We start from the raw sequence: 17,316 nt of genomic DNA, 5'->3' as shown, positions 1-17,316 counted from the left end.
TTATGATCAATTACTACACAGCAGGTGAATCACACGGTCCTGAACTTTCAGGAATCTTGACAGGCATCCCCGCCGGTCTCCATCTCGATATCGATGAGATCAACGCCGCCTTGGCCGCCCGTCAGGGAGGTTACGGTCGTGGTAACCGTCAAAAGATTGAAAAGGACCAGGTTATCATCACCGGTGGTGTTCGCCACGGCGTCACTTTGGGATCACCAATCGCTTTGACCATTAAGAACCGTGACCACGCCCAGTGGTCAAAAATCATGAACCCAGTCACACCCGCCAACGCTGAAAATACCTTGCGTTCGGTTTCACGTCCCCGTCCTGGCCACGCTGACCTTGTTGGTGGTATGAAGTACGGTCACCGCGATATGCGTAACGTTTTGGAACGTTCATCAGCCCGTGAAACGGCCATGCGTGTGGCCATCGGAAACATCTGTAAGCAAGTCTTGGAAGCCTTGGACGTCAAGATTGTCGGTCACGTTGAATCAATCGGCGGTATCCAAGCCGCAGCTGACCTTTCAACCGATGTTGACACAATTGAAGCGGGTATCCACGAAAACGACCTTCGCATCTTGGATCAAGACAAGGTGGAAGAAATTCACGCCCGCATCGACCAAGCCAAGCGCGATGGTGACACCCTTGGTGGTGTCATTCGTGTCGTCGCCACCAACTTGCCAGCCGGCCTTGGCTCCTACACATCTTGGGACACGAAGTTGGATGCCAAAGTCGCTGCTGCCGTTGTCGGCGTGAACGCCATGAAGGGCTGCGAAATCGGTGACGGTTTCGAAAACGCCGTTCGCCCTGGTTCCCAAGTCATGGACGAAATTGACTGGGAAGAAGGCAAGGGCTTCACTCGTAACTCCGACCACTTGGGTGGCTTCGAAGGTGGTATGACAAACGGTATGCCAGTGATTGTCAAAGCAGCTATGAAGCCAATCCCAACGCTCTACAAGCCATTGCAATCCGCTGACATCAACAGCAAGGAAATCAAGAAGGCCACGGTGGAGCGCTCTGATACAACCGCCATCGTGCCAGCCTCAATTGTGATTGAATCCGTTGTCGCCATCGAATTGGCCAAGGCCATCACCGAAACATTCGACGGTTCACAAATCGACCGCTTGAAGAAGCAGGTTGCTGAATACCGCGAAGAATTGAAGAACTTCTAAGGAGTACGCCATGTCGAATCCAAGTTTACAAGGTAGCATTCAGGTCCCAGGTGATAAGTCCGTTTCCCACCGCTCCATCATCTTTGGTGCGATTGCCGAAGGCGACACTCACGTTAAGAACTTTCTCCGTTCCAACGACTGCTTAGCCACCCTCCAGGCCTTCCGTCAAATGGGTGTTTCAGTTGATGAAGAAAAGGGCGAACTAATTGTTCACGGAGTCGGTCTAAACGGCCTGACCGAGAGTTCTGCAGATCTCGACATGCAAAACTCAGGAACGTCCACCCGTTTGCTTGCCGGCCTACTGGCCGGACAGGACTTTACCAGCCACATGGTTGGTGACGCTTCCCTATCCAAGCGTCCAATGGGCCGTGTCATCACACCATTAACTGAAATGGGAGCAGAGTTATCTGCCACTGAAGGTCACCTACCAATGACGGTCAAGGGACAGCCCCTTCATGGAATTAACTACCGCTTGCCCGTTGCTTCGGCCCAGGTTAAATCCGCCATTCTATTGGCTGCCTTAACAGCTAAGGGCGAAACAGTTATCGAAGAGCCCCTTCCTTCCCGTGACCACAGTGAACGAATGCTAGATCTTTTCTCACCAGAAAGTATTGAACGAACTGGGGATAAGATTCATATTCGCCCAGGTTATCCACTAAAGGGACAGGAAGTCACAGTGCCTTCTGACATTTCATCCGCCGCCTTCTTCTTAGTTGCCGGTGCTATCGTACCGGGTTCAAGGATTACCATTGAATCCGTTGGCATGAACCCCACCCGTACCGGAATCATTAAGGTCTTAGAACAGATGGGCGCTGACCTGACAATCGATTCAATCGAAACGGCCGGTGAACCAATGGCTAACTTGACTATTCAGGCTGGACCTTTGAAGCCATTTACCATTACTGAAAAAGACATCCCCGCCCTAGTCGACGAAGTGCCAATTTTGGCCCTTCTAGCCGCCCGTGCCGACGGTGTTTCAACCATCTCTGGTGCAGCTGAACTCCGTGTTAAGGAATCCGACCGTTTGGCCGCCATTGCAACCGAATTCAAGAAGCTTGGCATTCAAATTGAAGAAAAGCCAGACGGCCTCATCATCACGGGTTCAACAAAGCCATTCCAAGTGGCTGACAAGGAACTCGAATCATACGGCGATCACCGCATTGCGATGACCTTAAAAGTCGCCAGCCTCTTAGCTGACCAAGCCGTTCACATCCAAGATGAGGACTGTATGGCGGTATCCTACCCCGACTTTACCAAGGACTTAAACCAACTACTAAGGAAGTAAGAACATGACCACAGTCTTTATCGACGGCTTGGGCTTTATCGGCGCCAGCCTTGCAGAATTAATGAAAGAGAGTCAGCCCGATGTCAAAATCATCGCTCATGACCCAAACCCTGAAAACCTTCAGGTAATGATGCAGTCTGGCACCGTGGCAGCAGCCGTTGATTTTGAAGAAGGTGCCAAAGAGGCCGACTGGATTTTCTTAGCCAGCCCCGTGGCAGTTATCTGCCAGCGTCTAGAAGAATTAGCAAAGCTTTCTCTGAAACCTAGCGCTGTTGTCACCGACGTTGGTTCTTCTAAAGTTCAAATCGAAAAGAGTGCCCAGGCCCTCATGGAGAATGGCGTTGCCTTCCTTGCCGGTCACCCCATGGCCGGTTCCCACCTTTCAGGTGCAGCAAATGCCAACCCAGGTCGTTTGGTCGATCACACCTATTTCTTGATTCAAGAAAACGCCAGTCAGAAAGAAGTTCAAGCCTTTGAAGACTTGCTGTCTGCAGCTCGTTTCGACTTTCGTATGGTGGACGCCAAGAGCCATGACCACATCGTGGCTAGCTCTTCCCACCTCCCCCACTTGTTGGCCTTTGCCCTAGCCGAAACAGTCGCAAAAGACCAACGAGAATCCGACGTTGATTGGGGAAAGCCAGCCGCTGGCTTCTTAGACGCTAGTCGAATCGCCAAAGCCGACCCGACCATGTGGACCAGTATCTTCCTGTCAAACCCTAAACAGGTTTTAGCAGAAATCACTGACTTTGAAGAAGAAGTACAAAAGTTAAAGAAGTTTATCGAAAACGGTCAGGAAAAAGAACTTTTTGACCAATTAAGTACCACACAAGCAGATCGCATTCGAATGGAGAAAGAACATGAATAACCCAATTTTAATCGGTTTCATGGGCTCCGGAAAAACAACCGTTGGCCGTGAACTAGCTAAAGAATTGAACATCCCTTTCTCCGATTTGGATTTAGTCATTGAAGAACGAATCGGTCATACCATTCCCGAATTCTTTTCCAGCCAGGGCGAAGCCGCTTTCCGGAAAATTGAAGCGGACCAACTCATCGCTGAACTAGATAGTGAGAACATTCTGGCAACTGGTGGTGGCACAGCCTGCCAAGCCGTTAACCAAGAAATCTTAATTCAGCACGACCGTCCGGTTATTTGGCTCCAACCTTCCGACGAAACAACCATCGCTAATCTATCTGGCGAAGACTGGGGCAAGCGCCCCATCTTAGCTGATAAAAGCGTGGATGACCTAATTGCTTTAAAAGAGTCCCGACAGGAAAAATACGGTAAAACAGCCGATTTAATTATCAAAGTCGACCAGAAAACACCGGAAGAAATTGCCAAAGAAATCATCGAAGAACTCAAAAACGTCTGATTAAAACAGAAAGGAATCGCTTATGCCTCTTATCCATACCCTTGGTCCAAAGGAAACCGACTCCAATCTTACTGCACAAAACCTTCAAGATGGAGACCCCCACTATCAGTCTTTTGGAATAAAACTCCACCCAGACTTTGCCTCCATCTATGAAAAGCTTGACCAGTATTCAGGCGACTACTTCTTAGTCCCGGTTGGCTACCAGGGTCCAAACGGTGATACCTGGACCAGCCAGCATTATGCCCACTGGCAACAGCTACGCATCCAAAAGACTTGGGCAGCGCCCACAATGGAAATGCTCCTTGTCGAAAATACGTCACAGCCAAACAGGCGTGCCGTCAGTCATAAGACGACCAAGACACTCCTCGAAGATTTCGAGAAAGCAAATGGTCTGCATTTAGACATTGACTTTGTCCCCGCTAAGCCATTAGCAGCCGACGCCTTTTTCTCTGGGGACTACCAGTACGCCATCTTTAGCCAAAACGCTGAAGATCAACTACAAAAAAAACAGCGGGTCATCGGCCGTTTCCAACCGGAAATGATTTGGTGCCTGTACCAAATTCAATAAAAAAGATCCTGCTTATAACTAAGCAGGATCTTTTTTTATTACCGTCTTTTTCTCGCCAGCCAAACCACAACAATGACAATCAGAATCAAACCTGAAAAGCCAAAGAAAGATGCAAGCTGAGAGCCAATGTGCCAACCAATACTCCAGAAAATAGCACGGGAAATCCAACGGCCGATGTTGCTTCCAAATCCAGAAGAACGACGGCCGTATGAAGATGAACGGTTCGAACGTCCTGATGAACGCATCGGGCGTACTCTGGATACGCGTCCGGAACGTAGTAATAGTGTTTGTATGGATGAGAACATTCTTTCTCCAATCAGTAAGCGTTGTTTACATTACTATAACAAAAAAGTCCGCTCAATGAGCGGACTTTTCTTAATTGATTCATTACAATTCTTGCTTCAAATCTGATGGTTGGTAGAACTTCAACAGTTTGGAGAAGATAAACTGCGCCAAAAGTGCTGCAATGACAGGGATAATCACCCAAACAATCAAACCAACAAATGGTGAGATATAGTGGTTCATCACCGTACTTGGGATTGCCGCATCCTTAATCATTGACTGCAATGGTGACACCATTCCAATGTATCCGAATCCGGCCGTAATTGGCGTTCCCTGAACATCAAAGAGTGCCATTGGAATACCAGCAATGGCACCGGCAAACATGAAGGAGAATAGCATGAGTGGCTTCTTAAAGATAGAAGGCATCATACCCTTCATCGCTCCTAAGAAGATGGCAACGGTCGTCCCCTTCTTGTTGACTGACCATGAGTTAATCAACAAGACGATGGTTGTCGCAACCACACCAGCAGCACCAGCTCCCGCAGCAACACCAGAAAGGTTAATCGCCAAAGCGATTCCCACCGTTGAAACCGGGGTGATAACAATCACTGAGAAGGCCATCGCAATTAGGATAGCCATTGGGATTGGCGCCAACTTAGTAAATGATGCCACAATGTCACCAATCAAAGTCGTAATTTCACCGACTGCAGGTGCAATCTCCTTACCAAGGAGTCCCACACCACCACCAATCAAAATTGGTGACAGGATGATGGCAACTGATCCAAATCCGTTTAAGTAACGTGAAACAAGCCAAACCACGAAGACCGCGATGGCAGAAACAATCATCGCGTTAATCACGTCACCGGCCCCAGCCGCCATGTAAACACGAGTTGGTGCGGCTAAGACTTTACCAGACAACGGATGGGTTGTTCCTGCTTCAACCGTTCCCCACAAAATAGAATTTGAAGCAACCATCGTTGCCAAGGCAACAACACCGGTATCCAAGACCTTCATCTTGAAGTTCATGGCCACGGCCATTCCAATTAGAATTGGAATCATTGATGTAAAGAGGGTCAAAATAGCAGAGTAATTTGCACCCCAGTGAGTATTTCCAATTCCGGAATACTGAATAATATACTTCATAACGGCAGCAGGTAAAACACCAATCAAAATACCATTGGCAGAACCTTGCAAAACCTTGAAGAAGAAGTCTTTAACGTTCAGGGCTTCTTTTCCTGAAAATTCTTGAGTAGTCATCCTTTATTCTCCTCAATAAAAACCCCAAGTCCAAGACTTGGGGTTTCAACAATGTTATTAGAACTTAACAGCAATTGCGGGTGTTTCACCCTTGGCAAATGATACAGCTGCATCAAATGATTGGTGAACCATTTCTGAAACGGCCTTCGTTGTGTAGAAGGCGATGTGTGGCGTTACCAAAACATTGTCACGTGAAATCAAGTCGGCGATCTTTGGATCAGGGAATTCCTTACCTGACCAGTCCTTGTTGAACAAACCAACTTCGTTTTCGTAAACGTCCATTGCGAAGTCAGAAACCTTACCTGAGTTCAATCCGTCGATAACGGCATCAATATCCATCAAGTTTCCACGAGCAACGTTAACAATCACAACGCCATCCTTCATCTTGGCGATTGATTCCTTGTTAATCATGTGTTCGTTTTCAGGAACACCTGGCACGTACAATGAGATAGCATCAGCTTGGGCGTACAATTCGTCCAACGTATCAACGTACAAGCCTTCCTTTTGCAATTCAGGATTAGGGTACTTATCGTAAGCGATAACCTTAGCGCCGAATCCCTTCAAAATGTTAATGGCAACACGACCAATGTGACCAGTACCAATGATACCAACCGTTTGCATGCGCATTTCACGACCAATAGTTGGTGCCCAACGCAAATCATGCTTGGCAACCTTGTTGTCCATTGGCTTCGTACGACGAAGCAAACGTGACAATTGAATCATTGAATGTTCAGCGATAGCGTTTGGTGAGTAAACGGGAACGTTTGAGATGTTGAATCCCAATTCCTTAGCAGCATCGAAATCGATGTTGTCAGTCCCAACGTTTCGGAGTGACATGTTCTTAACACCGGCATCAGCCAATGCTTGCAACGTTTCCTTCGTGTAATCCAATTGTTGGTAAACAACAGCTGAATCTGCACCCTTAGCCAACTTGGCAGTTTCAGGCGTCAACAATTGATCGGTGTATTCAACCTCGATATCAGGGTTCTTTGATTCCCAATCCTTCAAAGCTGGCTTTTCATCTTCACGAATTCCGTAAGCAAAAACTTTCATTATTCGTCCTCCAATTTTTTCTGTCTGTATGTTCATTATACTTCAAACATTTAAACTAAGCTAGATTTATCGCTTATTTTTTTAAAGTAATGGGCTTTTCACCGGCTTTTTCCATAATTCCGTCAATCAATCCGTACTTTAATGTTTCTTCGGCTGACATCCAGTAATCACGTTCGGTATCTCGGGCAATCGTCTTCAAATCCTTACCAGAATTATCTGACAAAATTTGGTTCAACTTTTGACGAGTTTTTGTCAATTGCTCGGCAATAATGGCCATATCTGACTGTTGCGTACCACCAGCTGCACCACCCATTGGTTGGTGAATCAAGTATTCCGCGTTAGGCAGCATATAACGGTGCCCCTTTTCACCTGAAGAAGCAATGATTGTTCCCATTGAGGCAGCCAATCCCATGACAATGGTTGTCACTGGTGCCTTAATAAAGTTCATCGTATCAGTGATTGATAGCCCTGCGGTTACTGAACCACCGGGTGAATTGATGTACATGGAAATTTCTTTATCTGGATCTTGCGCTTCCAAGAAGAGCAATTGGGCAACGATAGAAGTTGCCATGCTATCTTCCACTTCACCTTGAACCAAAATAATTCGGTCCTTCAAAAGTCGTGATGGCAAGTCGTAGGACTCACGTCCGTTTGCAGTTTGTTCAATAACTCCAGGCCACATAGTAATCTCCTTTATTCTTCTTTAGTGTTCTATTGTAACGCATAAAAGACTATTTCTAAACAAAAAAGGGCTCTCACCCCTTTTTGTCATAGCTTATCGGCATCAAAAGTACCGTCTTCAATTTGCTTGGCCAATTCCTTTAGCTTGCGCATCCGGTGGTTGGCACCAGATTTGGAAATTTCCAAGTAGTCACCAACTTCTGTCAAGGAAGCATCGGGATGTTCCAAGCGTACCCTAGCAAAGTCGGCCAGTTTAGCTGGCAGTTCATCCAAATCACCAATCTCCGATTGAATGGTCAAAATGACCTGCACTTGCGCATTGGCAGCATTCGCCACCTTTTGCAAGTTCGCCATGTCAGCATTCATCATCCGGTTAGCAGAATTACGCATATCCTTGGCTAAACGAATATCTTCAAAGCGAAGCATCGTTTCAGTTGCGCCAATTAGCTTCAAAAACTCTACAATCTTATCAGAGCGCTTAATGTATAAAACATAATGCTTGGAACGGGCAATCATTTTAACCGGCATTAAGAAGTCATTAATCAAGTCTAAGAGCTGTTCGGCCAATCCCTCTTGTCCAGTTGAGATTTCCAAGTGGTAATTGGACTTTTCGGGTGAATTCACAGAACCCGCTGCTAAGAAGGCTCCCCGCAGGAAGGCAGCCCGTTTGTCTTCAGTATTTAACAGCCAGGCTGGAACAGACTGATCGATTCCAAAGGGGTCAACCCCCAGGTCATCCAAGATTTCTTGCACTTCGGTATGCAAGATAACTGTTAAAACCTTATGCTCGGATAAAGCAAACTGCTGTTTAACCGCGACATCCACTTCCGCCTTTGGGTAGGATTGTCGAATTAGCGTATAAATACGACGAGCAATGGCTGGGTTATCAGTCTGTACCCGAACCTCCTGTTCAAAGCCCAATGTCGTCACACCGTTCATTTGTAAAAGTGCAGCTAACTCGGGTTTGGCAGCGTCATTCGAAACGATTCGACCCGTTAATTCTTTTTTCACTTCAGCAGCAAAGGACATTCCTAATCCTCCAACAATGAAAGCAAGACTTTCGCAACCTTTTCGCCATCGTGGAAGGCACCGGCATCACGCAACAGTAAGAAATCCCGTGAGACAACCTGAGCGTTCAGCTTTTCGATTGCTTCTGGGTCCTGCTTAACCTGTGTTGAAATTTCACCCCAGCGTTGATAATCAACGAAATCATCGGGAACTTCTGTTTGGTTAGTCAAAACTGCACCAACCATGTCTTTTCCGAGATGGCGGTCCAAGACGGCCAGATGTTCGGCATCCGTATAGGCATCCGTTTCACCCTTTTGAGTCATGATGTTGGCAATGTAAACCTGCTTAGCTGGCGTTACTTGCAAGGCTTCTTTGACACCTGGTACAACGATGTTTGGCAAGATTGAAGTAAAGAGTGAACCCGGCCCATAGACAATCATATCTGCCGATAGAATGGCATCGATGGCCTCAGGGTTCGCCTCAATTTTTTGATTGTCCTTTGAAGCCGATACCCAAACGGTATCCAAAGCTTGGTGAGCAGCCGTAATCGCTGCTTCACCAGATAAGTGCTCACCTGACAAAGTCTTAGCATTTAAAATCAAAGGTTCTTTAGCAACCGGATAAACCTGTCCCTTAATTTTAAGGTAGTGTGATAACTCTCGGATTGCTTCTGATACATCCCCTGTCATCTCCGTTAAGGCTGCAATCAATAGGTTTCCAACAGCGTGCTTTGCTAAAAAGTCATCGTGTGTTTGGAAGCGGTACTGAAAGAGATCTAATAGTTTCTGATCAGCCCCGGACATGGCAACAAGAATGTTCCGAATATCCCCAGGTGGAATGATGTTAACGTAATCGCGTAGTAGACCGGATGAACCGCCGTCATCTGCTACCGTTACAATGGCCGTCAAATCAACGTCCGCCTTAACCAGTGGCTTAATGATAACAGGCAATCCTGATCCACCACCAATCATTACGATTTTTGCAGGCATACTGTAGCCCCTTTCCAATCTTTCTCTTCCCTTAGTTTACCATTTTTATTGTTCACTCACTGCTAAGGAATTCCAATTTAATCATTATTTTTTAATCAATCCCCCTCCTCTTCGAAAAAGGACCAATACGAAGACTTCGTGATAATAAAGGAATCGATTAATGGTAACCCTAGCTGATGACCTAAGGATTTTAATCGCTTCGTAAACTGTCTGTCCGCCTCCGAAGGAAGTACGTTTCCCGAGGGATGGTTATGAGCCAACATAATTCCATAGGCATTCGCTAACATGGCCCGTTGAAAAATTTCTCGTGGCGAAGCAGATACTTCAGTCAAGGTGCCAACAAAGACCACCTCCCAGCCAATCATATCCAACTGTGTATTTAGAAGCGCTAAACAAACCTGTTCCTGCTTCAAATGTCCCATCTCGGCTTGCGCAAAGCGCCCAAAACTTTCTGAGTGCTTCGCTGATATTAGTATTCTCCTGGCGTATTGATTCATTTTTTGGCCAGCATATAACGCGTGTAAAAGCGCCTTATTGACCCGTGGATTTTCTGAGATGAAATCTTCTTTCGTATCTTGATCCATCTCTAAAAAGTCATAGCCACTGGGAAAATACAGTTCAAAGATATCTGTCTGCTGCCTGGCATCTTCCCCCAGACTTTCATAAAAAGAAAAAACCTGATTCTTCATTACCATCCTCCTTAGAGAATAGTACGAAAATCAGGTTTTATTATCTTAAGCTTCTTCTTTTTCTGTCTTCAATGCATCCGTCATCTTCATAATACGGAGTGACATAGCAGCAGCAATAATCGTTAGAATCAAATCCATGATATAGGTCCAACGAATTCCAAGGGCAGTTCCATGTGACAAAGAACTGGCATTATTCTGGAAAACCGAAACGATTGAAGCAGCCAAGGCAATTCCGACCGCAGCGGAATAATTGTTGACCGCAGCAAAAATTGAGTTACCAGCGTTATGGTACTGCCGGTCCATGTTGGAAATCGCGTTGGTCATGTTGTTTCCGTTCCAGAACCCAACACCCAACTGCATCAATGAGAAACCGACGGTCGCCGTCAGTACAGTAAGTGGTAGAACAGCCATAAAGAGAACACCGGAAGTAATCAATGCCAATCCAATGTTGTTTGGTAGGCGAACACCAAAACGGTCGTACAAGTTTCCTGAAATCACCGCCATAAAGGCCAATCCCAAAGCACCTGGGAACAGAACCAAGCCAGCTACAGATGAACTCTGGTGCAAAATTAATTGCAAGCCCATTGGAATAGCATAGTTAAAGGTCAAGTTGACCATCTGCAGGATAAAGGCTGCAAAAACAGAGAGCCGGAACATTGGCTTTGCAAACATACTTGGTGAAAGCAAAGGCTCCTTTTCGTTTCGAGCATAGAGGTAATAACCCAATAGTCCAAAGACGAAGGCAGCCAAAGCAATCATACTTGGCACATTCCAAAGGCCGTCCGCTGAGAAACGATCAATCGTAATCAAACCACCGATGAAGAAGGTCGAGAGAAGCAACCAACCAATAAGGTCGAACCTGACTTTCTTAGTGGGTACTGTCTGTTGAATTGTTGCCCATCCTAGTCCAAGGGCTAGTAATTGCAAAGGAATCACGACCCAAAAGACCATGTGCCAGCCAAAGGCATCCGTTAGGAATCCTCCGAAGGCAGGGCCTAATGCAGGTGAGAATGAAACAATCAATGAAGCCAAGCCAACCATCGTTCCACGGCGGTTAGCAGGGACCTGTTCAAAAATAACGTTATTCATCAAAGGAAGTCCAACACCGGCTCCAACACCTTGCAAAAGACGGCCAAGAAGAACCATTGGGAACTGATTGGATACCGCATCAATTAAAATTCCAACCAAGGAAATGATCCCAGCGGCCATAAACTGGGAGCGGTTATGAAAACGGTCCTTCAACCACGATGACATAATAATAACCATCGAAGTTAGCAAAATAACCCCGGAGGTTAGCCACTGGACCGTTGCCGCATCCACGTGTAACTCTTTCATCAAAACTGGGAATGACACATTCAGTGCCGTTTCCAACATAATGTCTGTAAAAGCAATAAGTGCAATTGACAAAATACTTAGAATCAATTTTGGACTAAGTGTTTTTTCTTCTGGCATAAATGCCTCCTAACATCTGAAATAAAGTAAAGTGAACCGGTAAATACTAGCGGTCGGTGACTGTTGTAAGCAAGTTCCACTGCCTGATCAACTGAGCAAAGTCGCTGATTAATTAGAAAATCAGGTGTCGCCATCCCTGATCGTCCTGGTAGTCCTTCATAATCAAAGAAAAACAAATCAATTTTAGGGTCCCCTTCGAGCATCCTTAAGGATGCCTCAAGGTGTTTATCAGCTAAAGCACCAAAGACAAGCAGAACCGGCTCATCAAACTTTTTATCAATTGTTTTTCTCAAAGCTGCTAAGCCGGCTGGGTTGTGAGCTCCGTCTAAATACACATCCGGCTGGACTTCTTCAAAGCGCCCTGGAATAAACGCTGTTGATAAACCTTTTTGAAGAACCCTTTCTTCCACATCTGGTCGAAAAACTCGGTAGGCCGTGACCGCTGTCGCCTTGTTTGCCTCTTGAAATTCACCGTGCAAATTTGACTTCAAGAAAGTCCGTTCAGCTAAAACCAAAGAACTTTCCTTTTTCAGGCACTCCCTCTTAATCACAGATAGCGCCTCTTTCGGAATGTTGGGTCCAATGACTGTTGGCTGTTTTGCTAAGATAATGCCAGCCTTTTGTTTGGCGATTTTAGCCAAAGTATCCCCAAGCATCGCCTGGTGATCTAAGGCAACAGAGGTAATCACTGCGACTTCCTTTTGGGGCATCAAATTTGTTGAATCATAGAGGCCCCCAATGCCAACTTCAATGATTGCTAAATCCAATTCGGACTCAGAAAAATAGCAGAACATAATGGCTGTGACCACTTCAAATTCAGTGGGACGCAACTCTCCGCCCGAATCCTTTTCAACTTGATCAGAAGCTACTTTCACTCGACCGGTTATCTTCGTCAATTCATCATCTGAAATATCCTGATCATTAATCTGAAAACGGTCGTTAAAAGCGATGATATAGGGCGAGGTAAAGAGTCCGACCTTTAAACCATCGGCCTGTCCAATGGCCGAAAGCATGGTCGCCACGGACCCTTTACCATTTGTTCCAGTCACATGAATAACCGCTGGCAAATGTTTTTCAGGGTTTCTTAACGCAGAAAGAAGGGCAGCCATCCGAGCCTGACTATCCTTTTTCCCAGACTTTGGCCGGGAATGAATATAAGCCAATGTTTCTTCAAACGTCATGGCGCCCTCCCTTCTTATCTAGTTCCATTATAAACACAAAAACCGTCTGATAACAGACGGTTTTATAAGTTTTATACCTTAAATTATAATGGCTTAACCCTTTTCACGGACGGTAAAGTCACGCTTACGGCCTTGACCGTTTCCGCGACGTTCGCCACCATGGTTGTTACCCTTGTAACCACCACCGTTACCACGACGTTCGCCATTTCCACGGCCACGGTAGCCTCCGCCACCATTTCCACGACGATCGCCATCACGGTGTCCACGGTATCCACCACCGTTACCACGACGGTTTCCACCACGGTAACCTCCGCGTGAGCCGCCCTTACCACCCTTACGGCGTGGCAATGGACGTTCGCGTGACAATGTCACAGGGGCGTTTTGCTTTTCCAATCCGGCAACGGATGCCAACAAACCAGCAGCCAATTGTTCTGGTGTGAACTGACTCATCAATGCTGCAACCTGTGCTTGCATTTCTTCTGGCTTAACCTTGCCCATCAAAGCGGCTGTTTCGTCGAGTGAGCCGTTAATACGTCCCAAACGAGCTTCCTGCAAAGTAGCAGGTTGCAATGGTGTCATGCGCTTCTTCGTCAAATCTTCGATGGCACGCAAGTAGTCCATTTCGTTTGGCGCAACCAAGGTAACAGAAGTACCCGTAGCACCGGCACGACCAGTACGTCCGATACGGTGAACGTATGATTCTGGATCTTGTGGAATATCAAAGTTATAAACGTGAGAAACATCCTTCACGTCCAAACCACGGGCAGCAACATCAGTTGCAACCAACAAGTTGATTTCGTGTTTCTTGAACTGATCCAAGACACGTGAACGCATTTGCTGAGTCAAATCACCGTGCAAACCAGCAGCGCGGTAACCACGCGCTTCCAATCCACGTGCTAATTCTTCAACACGACGCTTTGTACGTCCAAAGACAATACCCAAGAAAGGTTCTTGAATATCAATCGTGCGAGTCAAAGCATCAAACTTTTCTTCGTGACGGCAGCGAATAAAGAATTGTTCAACCAAGTCAGTCGTCAATTGCTTTGCTTCAATCTTAACCATTTCAGGGTTCGTCATAAACTTCACCCCGATACGGCGGATTGATTCAGGCATCGTTGCTGAGAAGAGCAAAGTCTGGCGATCAGGATTTACCTTAGCAATAATTGCTTCGATGTCGTCCAAGAATCCCATGTTCAACATTTCGTCGGCTTCATCCAAAACCAAAGTCTGAACCTTATCCAACTTAGCAGTCTTACGGTTGATGTGGTCAAGTAAACGACCAGGTGTTCCAACCAAAATCTGTGGCTTTGACTTCAAGCCTTGAATCTGACGGCGGATGTCTGATCCACCAAAGACCACTTGCACGTTAACGTGCTTGTCTGATCCCAACTTCTTCAATTCATCAGCCGTTTGGATGGCTAATTCACGCGTTGGGGAAATGATAACCGCTTGAATGTTTGGGTTATCCAAATCAATGTGTTCCAAAATTGGCAAACCAAAGGCAGCTGTCTTACCAGTTCCAGTTTGAGCTTGACCAATAACGTCCTTACCAGCCAAAGTCAATGGAATCGTCTTTTCCTGAATTGGCGTTGCTTCCACGTATCCGTGGGCGGCGATAGACTGCAAAATGGCTTGCGACAAGCCGAGTTCTTCAAACTTCAAAATTTTCTCCTTTAAAAGCACAAAAAGCGCGCTCTAAGACCAAATTGGTCTACATCTATGATAACGCGCTTCCTGCGCGTTTAAAAGGCCGAGCGGTTTATAGTCTAGCTGGGCTGACTCAATTGGTACCGCTAAAAAGCGCTACACATGCGACATTATGGGGCCGCTTCCCCGGTCAACTCTGTGAAGAATTGTTGACCAATTTTTTGAACAGAATGTTCATTATCGTACTGGTTAGAAAGCAAGATAACAGCGTTTTTCCCATTTTTAGAAAGAACAACATTTGATTCATACCCAGAAAAAATACCGTGGCCCTCGTATATCGAGCCATAACCGTACAATCCTGAAGCATAGTGTGCCGGAAGGTGTTGCTTAAGCAGGTCTTTATGATTCTTTACAAACTTATTATCAAAGAAATCACGGTATAACTGATAGAGCTGACCGGTCGTCATCGAAACGTTTCCAGTACCAGTTTCTCGTTGGTACTCAACAGTAGTCACGTCTCGTTCACTCTCCGTGCCAACTTGATAAGCATTGGCTAGATTATTCGCCTTCTTAAAGGCTGGATAATAAAGAATTCCTAATTTCGCCTTCTTATTAAAAGTCTGCTCCGCTAATTCTTGATAGGACTTACCAGTCACCTTCATCAAGATACCAGCAAGGAGCCGGTAATTAATTGGCTGGTAAGACCAACCATCCCCCGTTCCAATAACACCACCAGAACTTTCAGCGTTGGCTGCCGAGAAGTCCACGTTTGCCATATCATCAGTATAGCTATCCGGCTGCTTACTCTGTTTCAAGCCAGAGGTCATGGTCAAAAGGTCTCGAACCGTAATTCGGTCCGCATTTTGTACCCCGGGATAAAAGTCAGAAAGCTTCGTGTCATACTTGAGCTTTCCAGCATCAACCTGTTGTCCAATTAAAATTGCAGTTAAAATTTTAGCCGTCGAAGCTACCGGAAAAGTCGTTGTCGGACCATTCCATTTTTCCTTTTGAACGTTTGCCTTACCATAGCCCTTATGAAGAAGGACTTTCCCGTCTTTGACGACTAAGGCTGTTCCAGAAAAATGAGCGCCAGTTAAAGACTGATCAAGTTTAGTCGCAACCTTTTCCTTTGGATTGACCTTTTTCTCAAGGTTAACCGAAGTTGCAGCTGTAGCCTTGTTCACGATGTGCTTATCTTCTTTTTTAGAAGAAAACACGACAGTTACAATGACTAAAACAATCAGGGCTAAAATGGCAAAAACATAAAACAAGGGTTGCTTCGTCCAGCTAACCTTCACCCTCGCGGGAAATAGGTCAGTTCGTTTCAGCATGCTCTTCCTACTTTCCCGTTAAAGTCGCCAGGACTTTTTCTAAATGAATTCCATGGGAAGCCTTTAAGAATACAAGATCATCCTTAGTTAATTCATTTTGCAAATCTTGACCAAGCTGGTCCAGTTGATCAGCCTGGTAAGTGTGTAAGTCCAATTGCTGATCAGCCTTTTCAAGAGCCGGTGCCAAGTTTTCAACCATAAGTGGTCCAACTAGGTTAACCTGCTTTGGCCGGGCTTTCAAAACAGCATCGGCTAAGCTGGCATGTAAAGCTGGTCCTTGCTCGCCCAATTCCAACATGTCACCAAGCACAAGAATAGGTCGTCTTGCGCTATCCTTTGCCAAGGAAGCTAATACTTCCTTTGTGGCCGTTGGGTTGGCATTGTAAACGTCTGAGATTAACTGAGCGCCACTCGTGGCGGTCAAAATTTCTGTTCGATTCTTCGTTAAATCAAAATGTGCCAAAGCACTTGCCATGGTCTTGAGGTCTAAGCCCAGTGCTTGACCAACCATAATCGCTGCTTCTGCATTCTTAACATTATAACGACCAAGCATTGGAATTGCAAATGCTTGCCCCTGTTCTGTCCATGACGTTTCATGCAACGATTCTTGAATATCTGCTGGTACAGGGCCAAAAGTCTTCGTGTTAGCTGGTAAGTTTTTTGCTTCCGTCAGCAGTGGTTCATCCGCTGGGATGAAGAAGAGCCCGTCTTTTTTCAAACCGTTGGCAATTTCCAACTTTGCTTTGGCAATGTTGGCGCGGGTCTTAAAGAATTCCAGGTGGGCTTCCCCAATCATGGTAATGACAGCAATGTCAGGCTTGGCCAAGTTAGACAAAGCGGTCAACTGACCAGGACGATCCATTCCCATTTCCAACACAAGCATTTCGGTGTCTTTCGGCATGGACAGAATGGTCACTGGTAATCCAATTTCATTGTTAAAGTTTTCAGGTGTCTTAAAAGTCTTAAACTTCCGAGACAAAATTGCCGCCGTCATATCCTTGGTCGTGGTCTTACCGTTTGAGCCAGTAATGGCAATGACCGTTGGCTTAACCAGTTCGAGGTAGTACTGGCTCAATTTTTGCAAACCAGCTAGGGTATCTTGCACAATCACAGCAGGTACATCACCTGGTAGCACGTGTTCTTCTTGGGCTAAGACCGCTTTCGCCCCTTTGTCCATCGCCATTTGGATGTAGTCATGGCCATCATTTTCACCAACAAGGGCAATGAAAAGGTCGCCTTCTTTTACCTGCCTAGAATCAAAAGAAACACCAGTAATTGTTGTGCTTTCTTCTCCTTGCAAGCTTCCCTTTGTTGCTTTTTGAACCTCTGATAAAGTTAACTTCATGAAATT

General features: G+C 45.9%; 17 protein-coding genes. 5 read left to right on the top strand and 12 right to left on the bottom strand.

Going from position 1 to position 17,316, the window contains the following annotated elements:
* Positions 1-2: 2 nt before the first annotated feature.
* From aroC to BMZ93_RS03665, 5 genes are read left to right on the top strand one after another with little or no spacing between them, the layout of a single operon-like run.
* Positions 3-1,172: a chorismate synthase gene (aroC, locus tag BMZ93_RS03685; RefSeq protein WP_091502343.1), complete on the top strand. Its 1,170-nt coding sequence runs from the start codon at positions 3-5 to the stop codon at positions 1,170-1,172.
* Positions 1,173-1,182: 10 nt separating this feature from the next.
* Positions 1,183-2,457 carry a 3-phosphoshikimate 1-carboxyvinyltransferase gene (aroA, locus tag BMZ93_RS03680; protein ID WP_091502341.1) on the top strand — a complete coding sequence of 425 codons (1,275 nt, stop codon included), beginning with the start codon at positions 1,183-1,185 and terminating at the stop codon, positions 2,455-2,457.
* A gap of 4 nt (positions 2,458-2,461) precedes the next feature.
* Positions 2,462-3,322, top strand: coding sequence for a prephenate dehydrogenase (locus tag BMZ93_RS03675; protein ID WP_091502339.1), 861 nt, complete (start codon positions 2,462-2,464; stop codon positions 3,320-3,322).
* A complete protein-coding gene (locus BMZ93_RS03670) occupies positions 3,315-3,827 on the top strand; it encodes a shikimate kinase (RefSeq protein WP_091502337.1) in 513 nt (170 codons plus the stop codon). Before BMZ93_RS03675 ends, BMZ93_RS03670 begins: the two co-directional genes overlap by 8 nt.
* A gap of 22 nt (positions 3,828-3,849) precedes the next feature.
* On the top strand, positions 3,850-4,395 hold the full coding sequence (locus BMZ93_RS03665) for a hypothetical protein (protein WP_091502335.1): 546 nt from the start codon (positions 3,850-3,852) through the stop codon (positions 4,393-4,395).
* Between the two features lie 38 nt (positions 4,396-4,433).
* Here BMZ93_RS03665 and BMZ93_RS03660 read toward each other — a convergent pair whose 3' ends face one another.
* The 12 genes from BMZ93_RS03660 to BMZ93_RS03605 form a co-directional block, all read right to left on the bottom strand.
* Positions 4,434-4,700 carry a hypothetical protein gene (locus BMZ93_RS03660; RefSeq protein WP_143404274.1) on the bottom strand — a complete coding sequence of 89 codons (267 nt, stop codon included), beginning with the start codon at positions 4,698-4,700 and terminating at the stop codon, positions 4,434-4,436.
* Positions 4,701-4,782: 82 nt separating this feature from the next.
* A complete protein-coding gene (locus BMZ93_RS03655; RefSeq protein WP_091502331.1) occupies positions 4,783-5,934 on the bottom strand; it encodes a PTS sugar transporter subunit IIC in 1,152 nt (383 codons plus the stop codon).
* 57 nt (positions 5,935-5,991) lie between these two features.
* Entirely contained in the window at positions 5,992-6,987 is a 996-nt protein-coding gene (locus BMZ93_RS03650; protein WP_091502329.1) for a D-2-hydroxyacid dehydrogenase, read from the bottom strand.
* A gap of 73 nt (positions 6,988-7,060) precedes the next feature.
* Positions 7,061-7,669, bottom strand: a complete 609-nt coding sequence (locus tag BMZ93_RS03645; protein ID WP_091502327.1) for an ATP-dependent Clp protease proteolytic subunit — start codon at positions 7,667-7,669, stop codon at positions 7,061-7,063.
* An 86-nt stretch (positions 7,670-7,755) separates the two neighbouring features.
* Complete coding sequence (whiA, locus tag BMZ93_RS03640) at positions 7,756-8,697, bottom strand: DNA-binding protein WhiA (RefSeq protein ID WP_091502326.1); 942 nt, start codon at positions 8,695-8,697, stop codon at positions 7,756-7,758.
* A 2-nt stretch (positions 8,698-8,699) separates the two neighbouring features.
* Positions 8,700-9,665: a gluconeogenesis factor YvcK family protein gene (locus BMZ93_RS03635; RefSeq protein ID WP_091502324.1), complete on the bottom strand. Its 966-nt coding sequence runs from the start codon at positions 9,663-9,665 to the stop codon at positions 8,700-8,702.
* 95 nt (positions 9,666-9,760) lie between these two features.
* Complete coding sequence (locus BMZ93_RS03630; RefSeq protein WP_342027620.1) at positions 9,761-10,354, bottom strand: JAB domain-containing protein; 594 nt, start codon at positions 10,352-10,354, stop codon at positions 9,761-9,763.
* A gap of 45 nt (positions 10,355-10,399) precedes the next feature.
* A complete protein-coding gene (locus BMZ93_RS03625; protein WP_091502321.1) occupies positions 10,400-11,806 on the bottom strand; it encodes an MFS transporter in 1,407 nt (468 codons plus the stop codon).
* Entirely contained in the window at positions 11,773-12,987 is a 1,215-nt protein-coding gene (locus tag BMZ93_RS03620; RefSeq protein WP_091502320.1) for a bifunctional folylpolyglutamate synthase/dihydrofolate synthase, read from the bottom strand. The genes BMZ93_RS03625 and BMZ93_RS03620 overlap by 34 nt, the downstream gene beginning before the upstream one ends.
* A 93-nt stretch (positions 12,988-13,080) precedes the next feature.
* Positions 13,081-14,649 (bottom strand): degradosome RNA helicase CshA, encoded by a 1,569-nt coding sequence (gene cshA / locus BMZ93_RS03615; RefSeq protein WP_091502318.1) that lies wholly within the window; start codon positions 14,647-14,649, stop codon positions 13,081-13,083.
* 155 nt (positions 14,650-14,804) lie between these two features.
* Positions 14,805-15,965: a serine hydrolase domain-containing protein gene (locus BMZ93_RS03610; RefSeq protein WP_091502316.1), complete on the bottom strand. Its 1,161-nt coding sequence runs from the start codon at positions 15,963-15,965 to the stop codon at positions 14,805-14,807.
* Positions 15,966-15,972: 7 nt separating this feature from the next.
* Positions 15,973-17,310, bottom strand: coding sequence for a UDP-N-acetylmuramoyl-tripeptide--D-alanyl-D-alanine ligase (locus BMZ93_RS03605; RefSeq protein ID WP_091502314.1), 1,338 nt, complete (start codon positions 17,308-17,310; stop codon positions 15,973-15,975).
* Positions 17,311-17,316: the final 6 nt, after the last annotated feature.

The sequence above is a fragment of the Fructobacillus durionis genome (genome assembly GCF_900112405.1).
Classification (GTDB): domain Bacteria; phylum Bacillota; class Bacilli; order Lactobacillales; family Lactobacillaceae; genus Fructobacillus; species Fructobacillus durionis.
Note: the sequence above shows the minus strand (reverse complement) of the source record. Positions and strands in the feature narration are given on the sequence as shown.

Bases quoted from the DNA above. Each gene is read 5' to 3' on its own strand.
- aroC (WP_091502343.1), top strand. From the start codon at position 3: ATGATCAATTACTACACAGCAGGTGAATCACACGGTCCTGAACTTTCA.
- aroA (WP_091502341.1), top strand. From the start codon at position 1,183: ATGTCGAATCCAAGTTTACAAGGTAGCATTCAGGTCCCAGGTGATAAG.
- BMZ93_RS03675 (WP_091502339.1), top strand. From the start codon at position 2,462: ATGACCACAGTCTTTATCGACGGCTTGGGCTTTATCGGCGCCAGCCTT.
- BMZ93_RS03670 (WP_091502337.1), top strand. From the start codon at position 3,315: ATGAATAACCCAATTTTAATCGGTTTCATGGGCTCCGGAAAAACAACC.
- BMZ93_RS03665 (WP_091502335.1), top strand. From the start codon at position 3,850: ATGCCTCTTATCCATACCCTTGGTCCAAAGGAAACCGACTCCAATCTT.
- BMZ93_RS03660 (WP_143404274.1), bottom strand. From the start codon at position 4,700: ATGTTCTCATCCATACAAACACTATTACTACGTTCCGGACGCGTATCC.
- BMZ93_RS03655 (WP_091502331.1), bottom strand. From the start codon at position 5,934: ATGACTACTCAAGAATTTTCAGGAAAAGAAGCCCTGAACGTTAAAGAC.
- BMZ93_RS03650 (WP_091502329.1), bottom strand. From the start codon at position 6,987: ATGAAAGTTTTTGCTTACGGAATTCGTGAAGATGAAAAGCCAGCTTTG.
- BMZ93_RS03645 (WP_091502327.1), bottom strand. From the start codon at position 7,669: ATGTGGCCTGGAGTTATTGAACAAACTGCAAACGGACGTGAGTCCTAC.
- whiA (WP_091502326.1), bottom strand. From the start codon at position 8,697: ATGTCCTTTGCTGCTGAAGTGAAAAAAGAATTAACGGGTCGAATCGTT.
- BMZ93_RS03635 (WP_091502324.1), bottom strand. From the start codon at position 9,665: ATGCCTGCAAAAATCGTAATGATTGGTGGTGGATCAGGATTGCCTGTT.
- BMZ93_RS03630 (WP_342027620.1), bottom strand. From the start codon at position 10,354: ATGAAGAATCAGGTTTTTTCTTTTTATGAAAGTCTGGGGGAAGATGCC.
- BMZ93_RS03625 (WP_091502321.1), bottom strand. From the start codon at position 11,806: ATGCCAGAAGAAAAAACACTTAGTCCAAAATTGATTCTAAGTATTTTG.
- BMZ93_RS03620 (WP_091502320.1), bottom strand. From the start codon at position 12,987: ATGACGTTTGAAGAAACATTGGCTTATATTCATTCCCGGCCAAAGTCT.
- BMZ93_RS03610 (WP_091502316.1), bottom strand. From the start codon at position 15,965: ATGCTGAAACGAACTGACCTATTTCCCGCGAGGGTGAAGGTTAGCTGG.
- BMZ93_RS03605 (WP_091502314.1), bottom strand. From the start codon at position 17,310: ATGAAGTTAACTTTATCAGAGGTTCAAAAAGCAACAAAGGGAAGCTTG.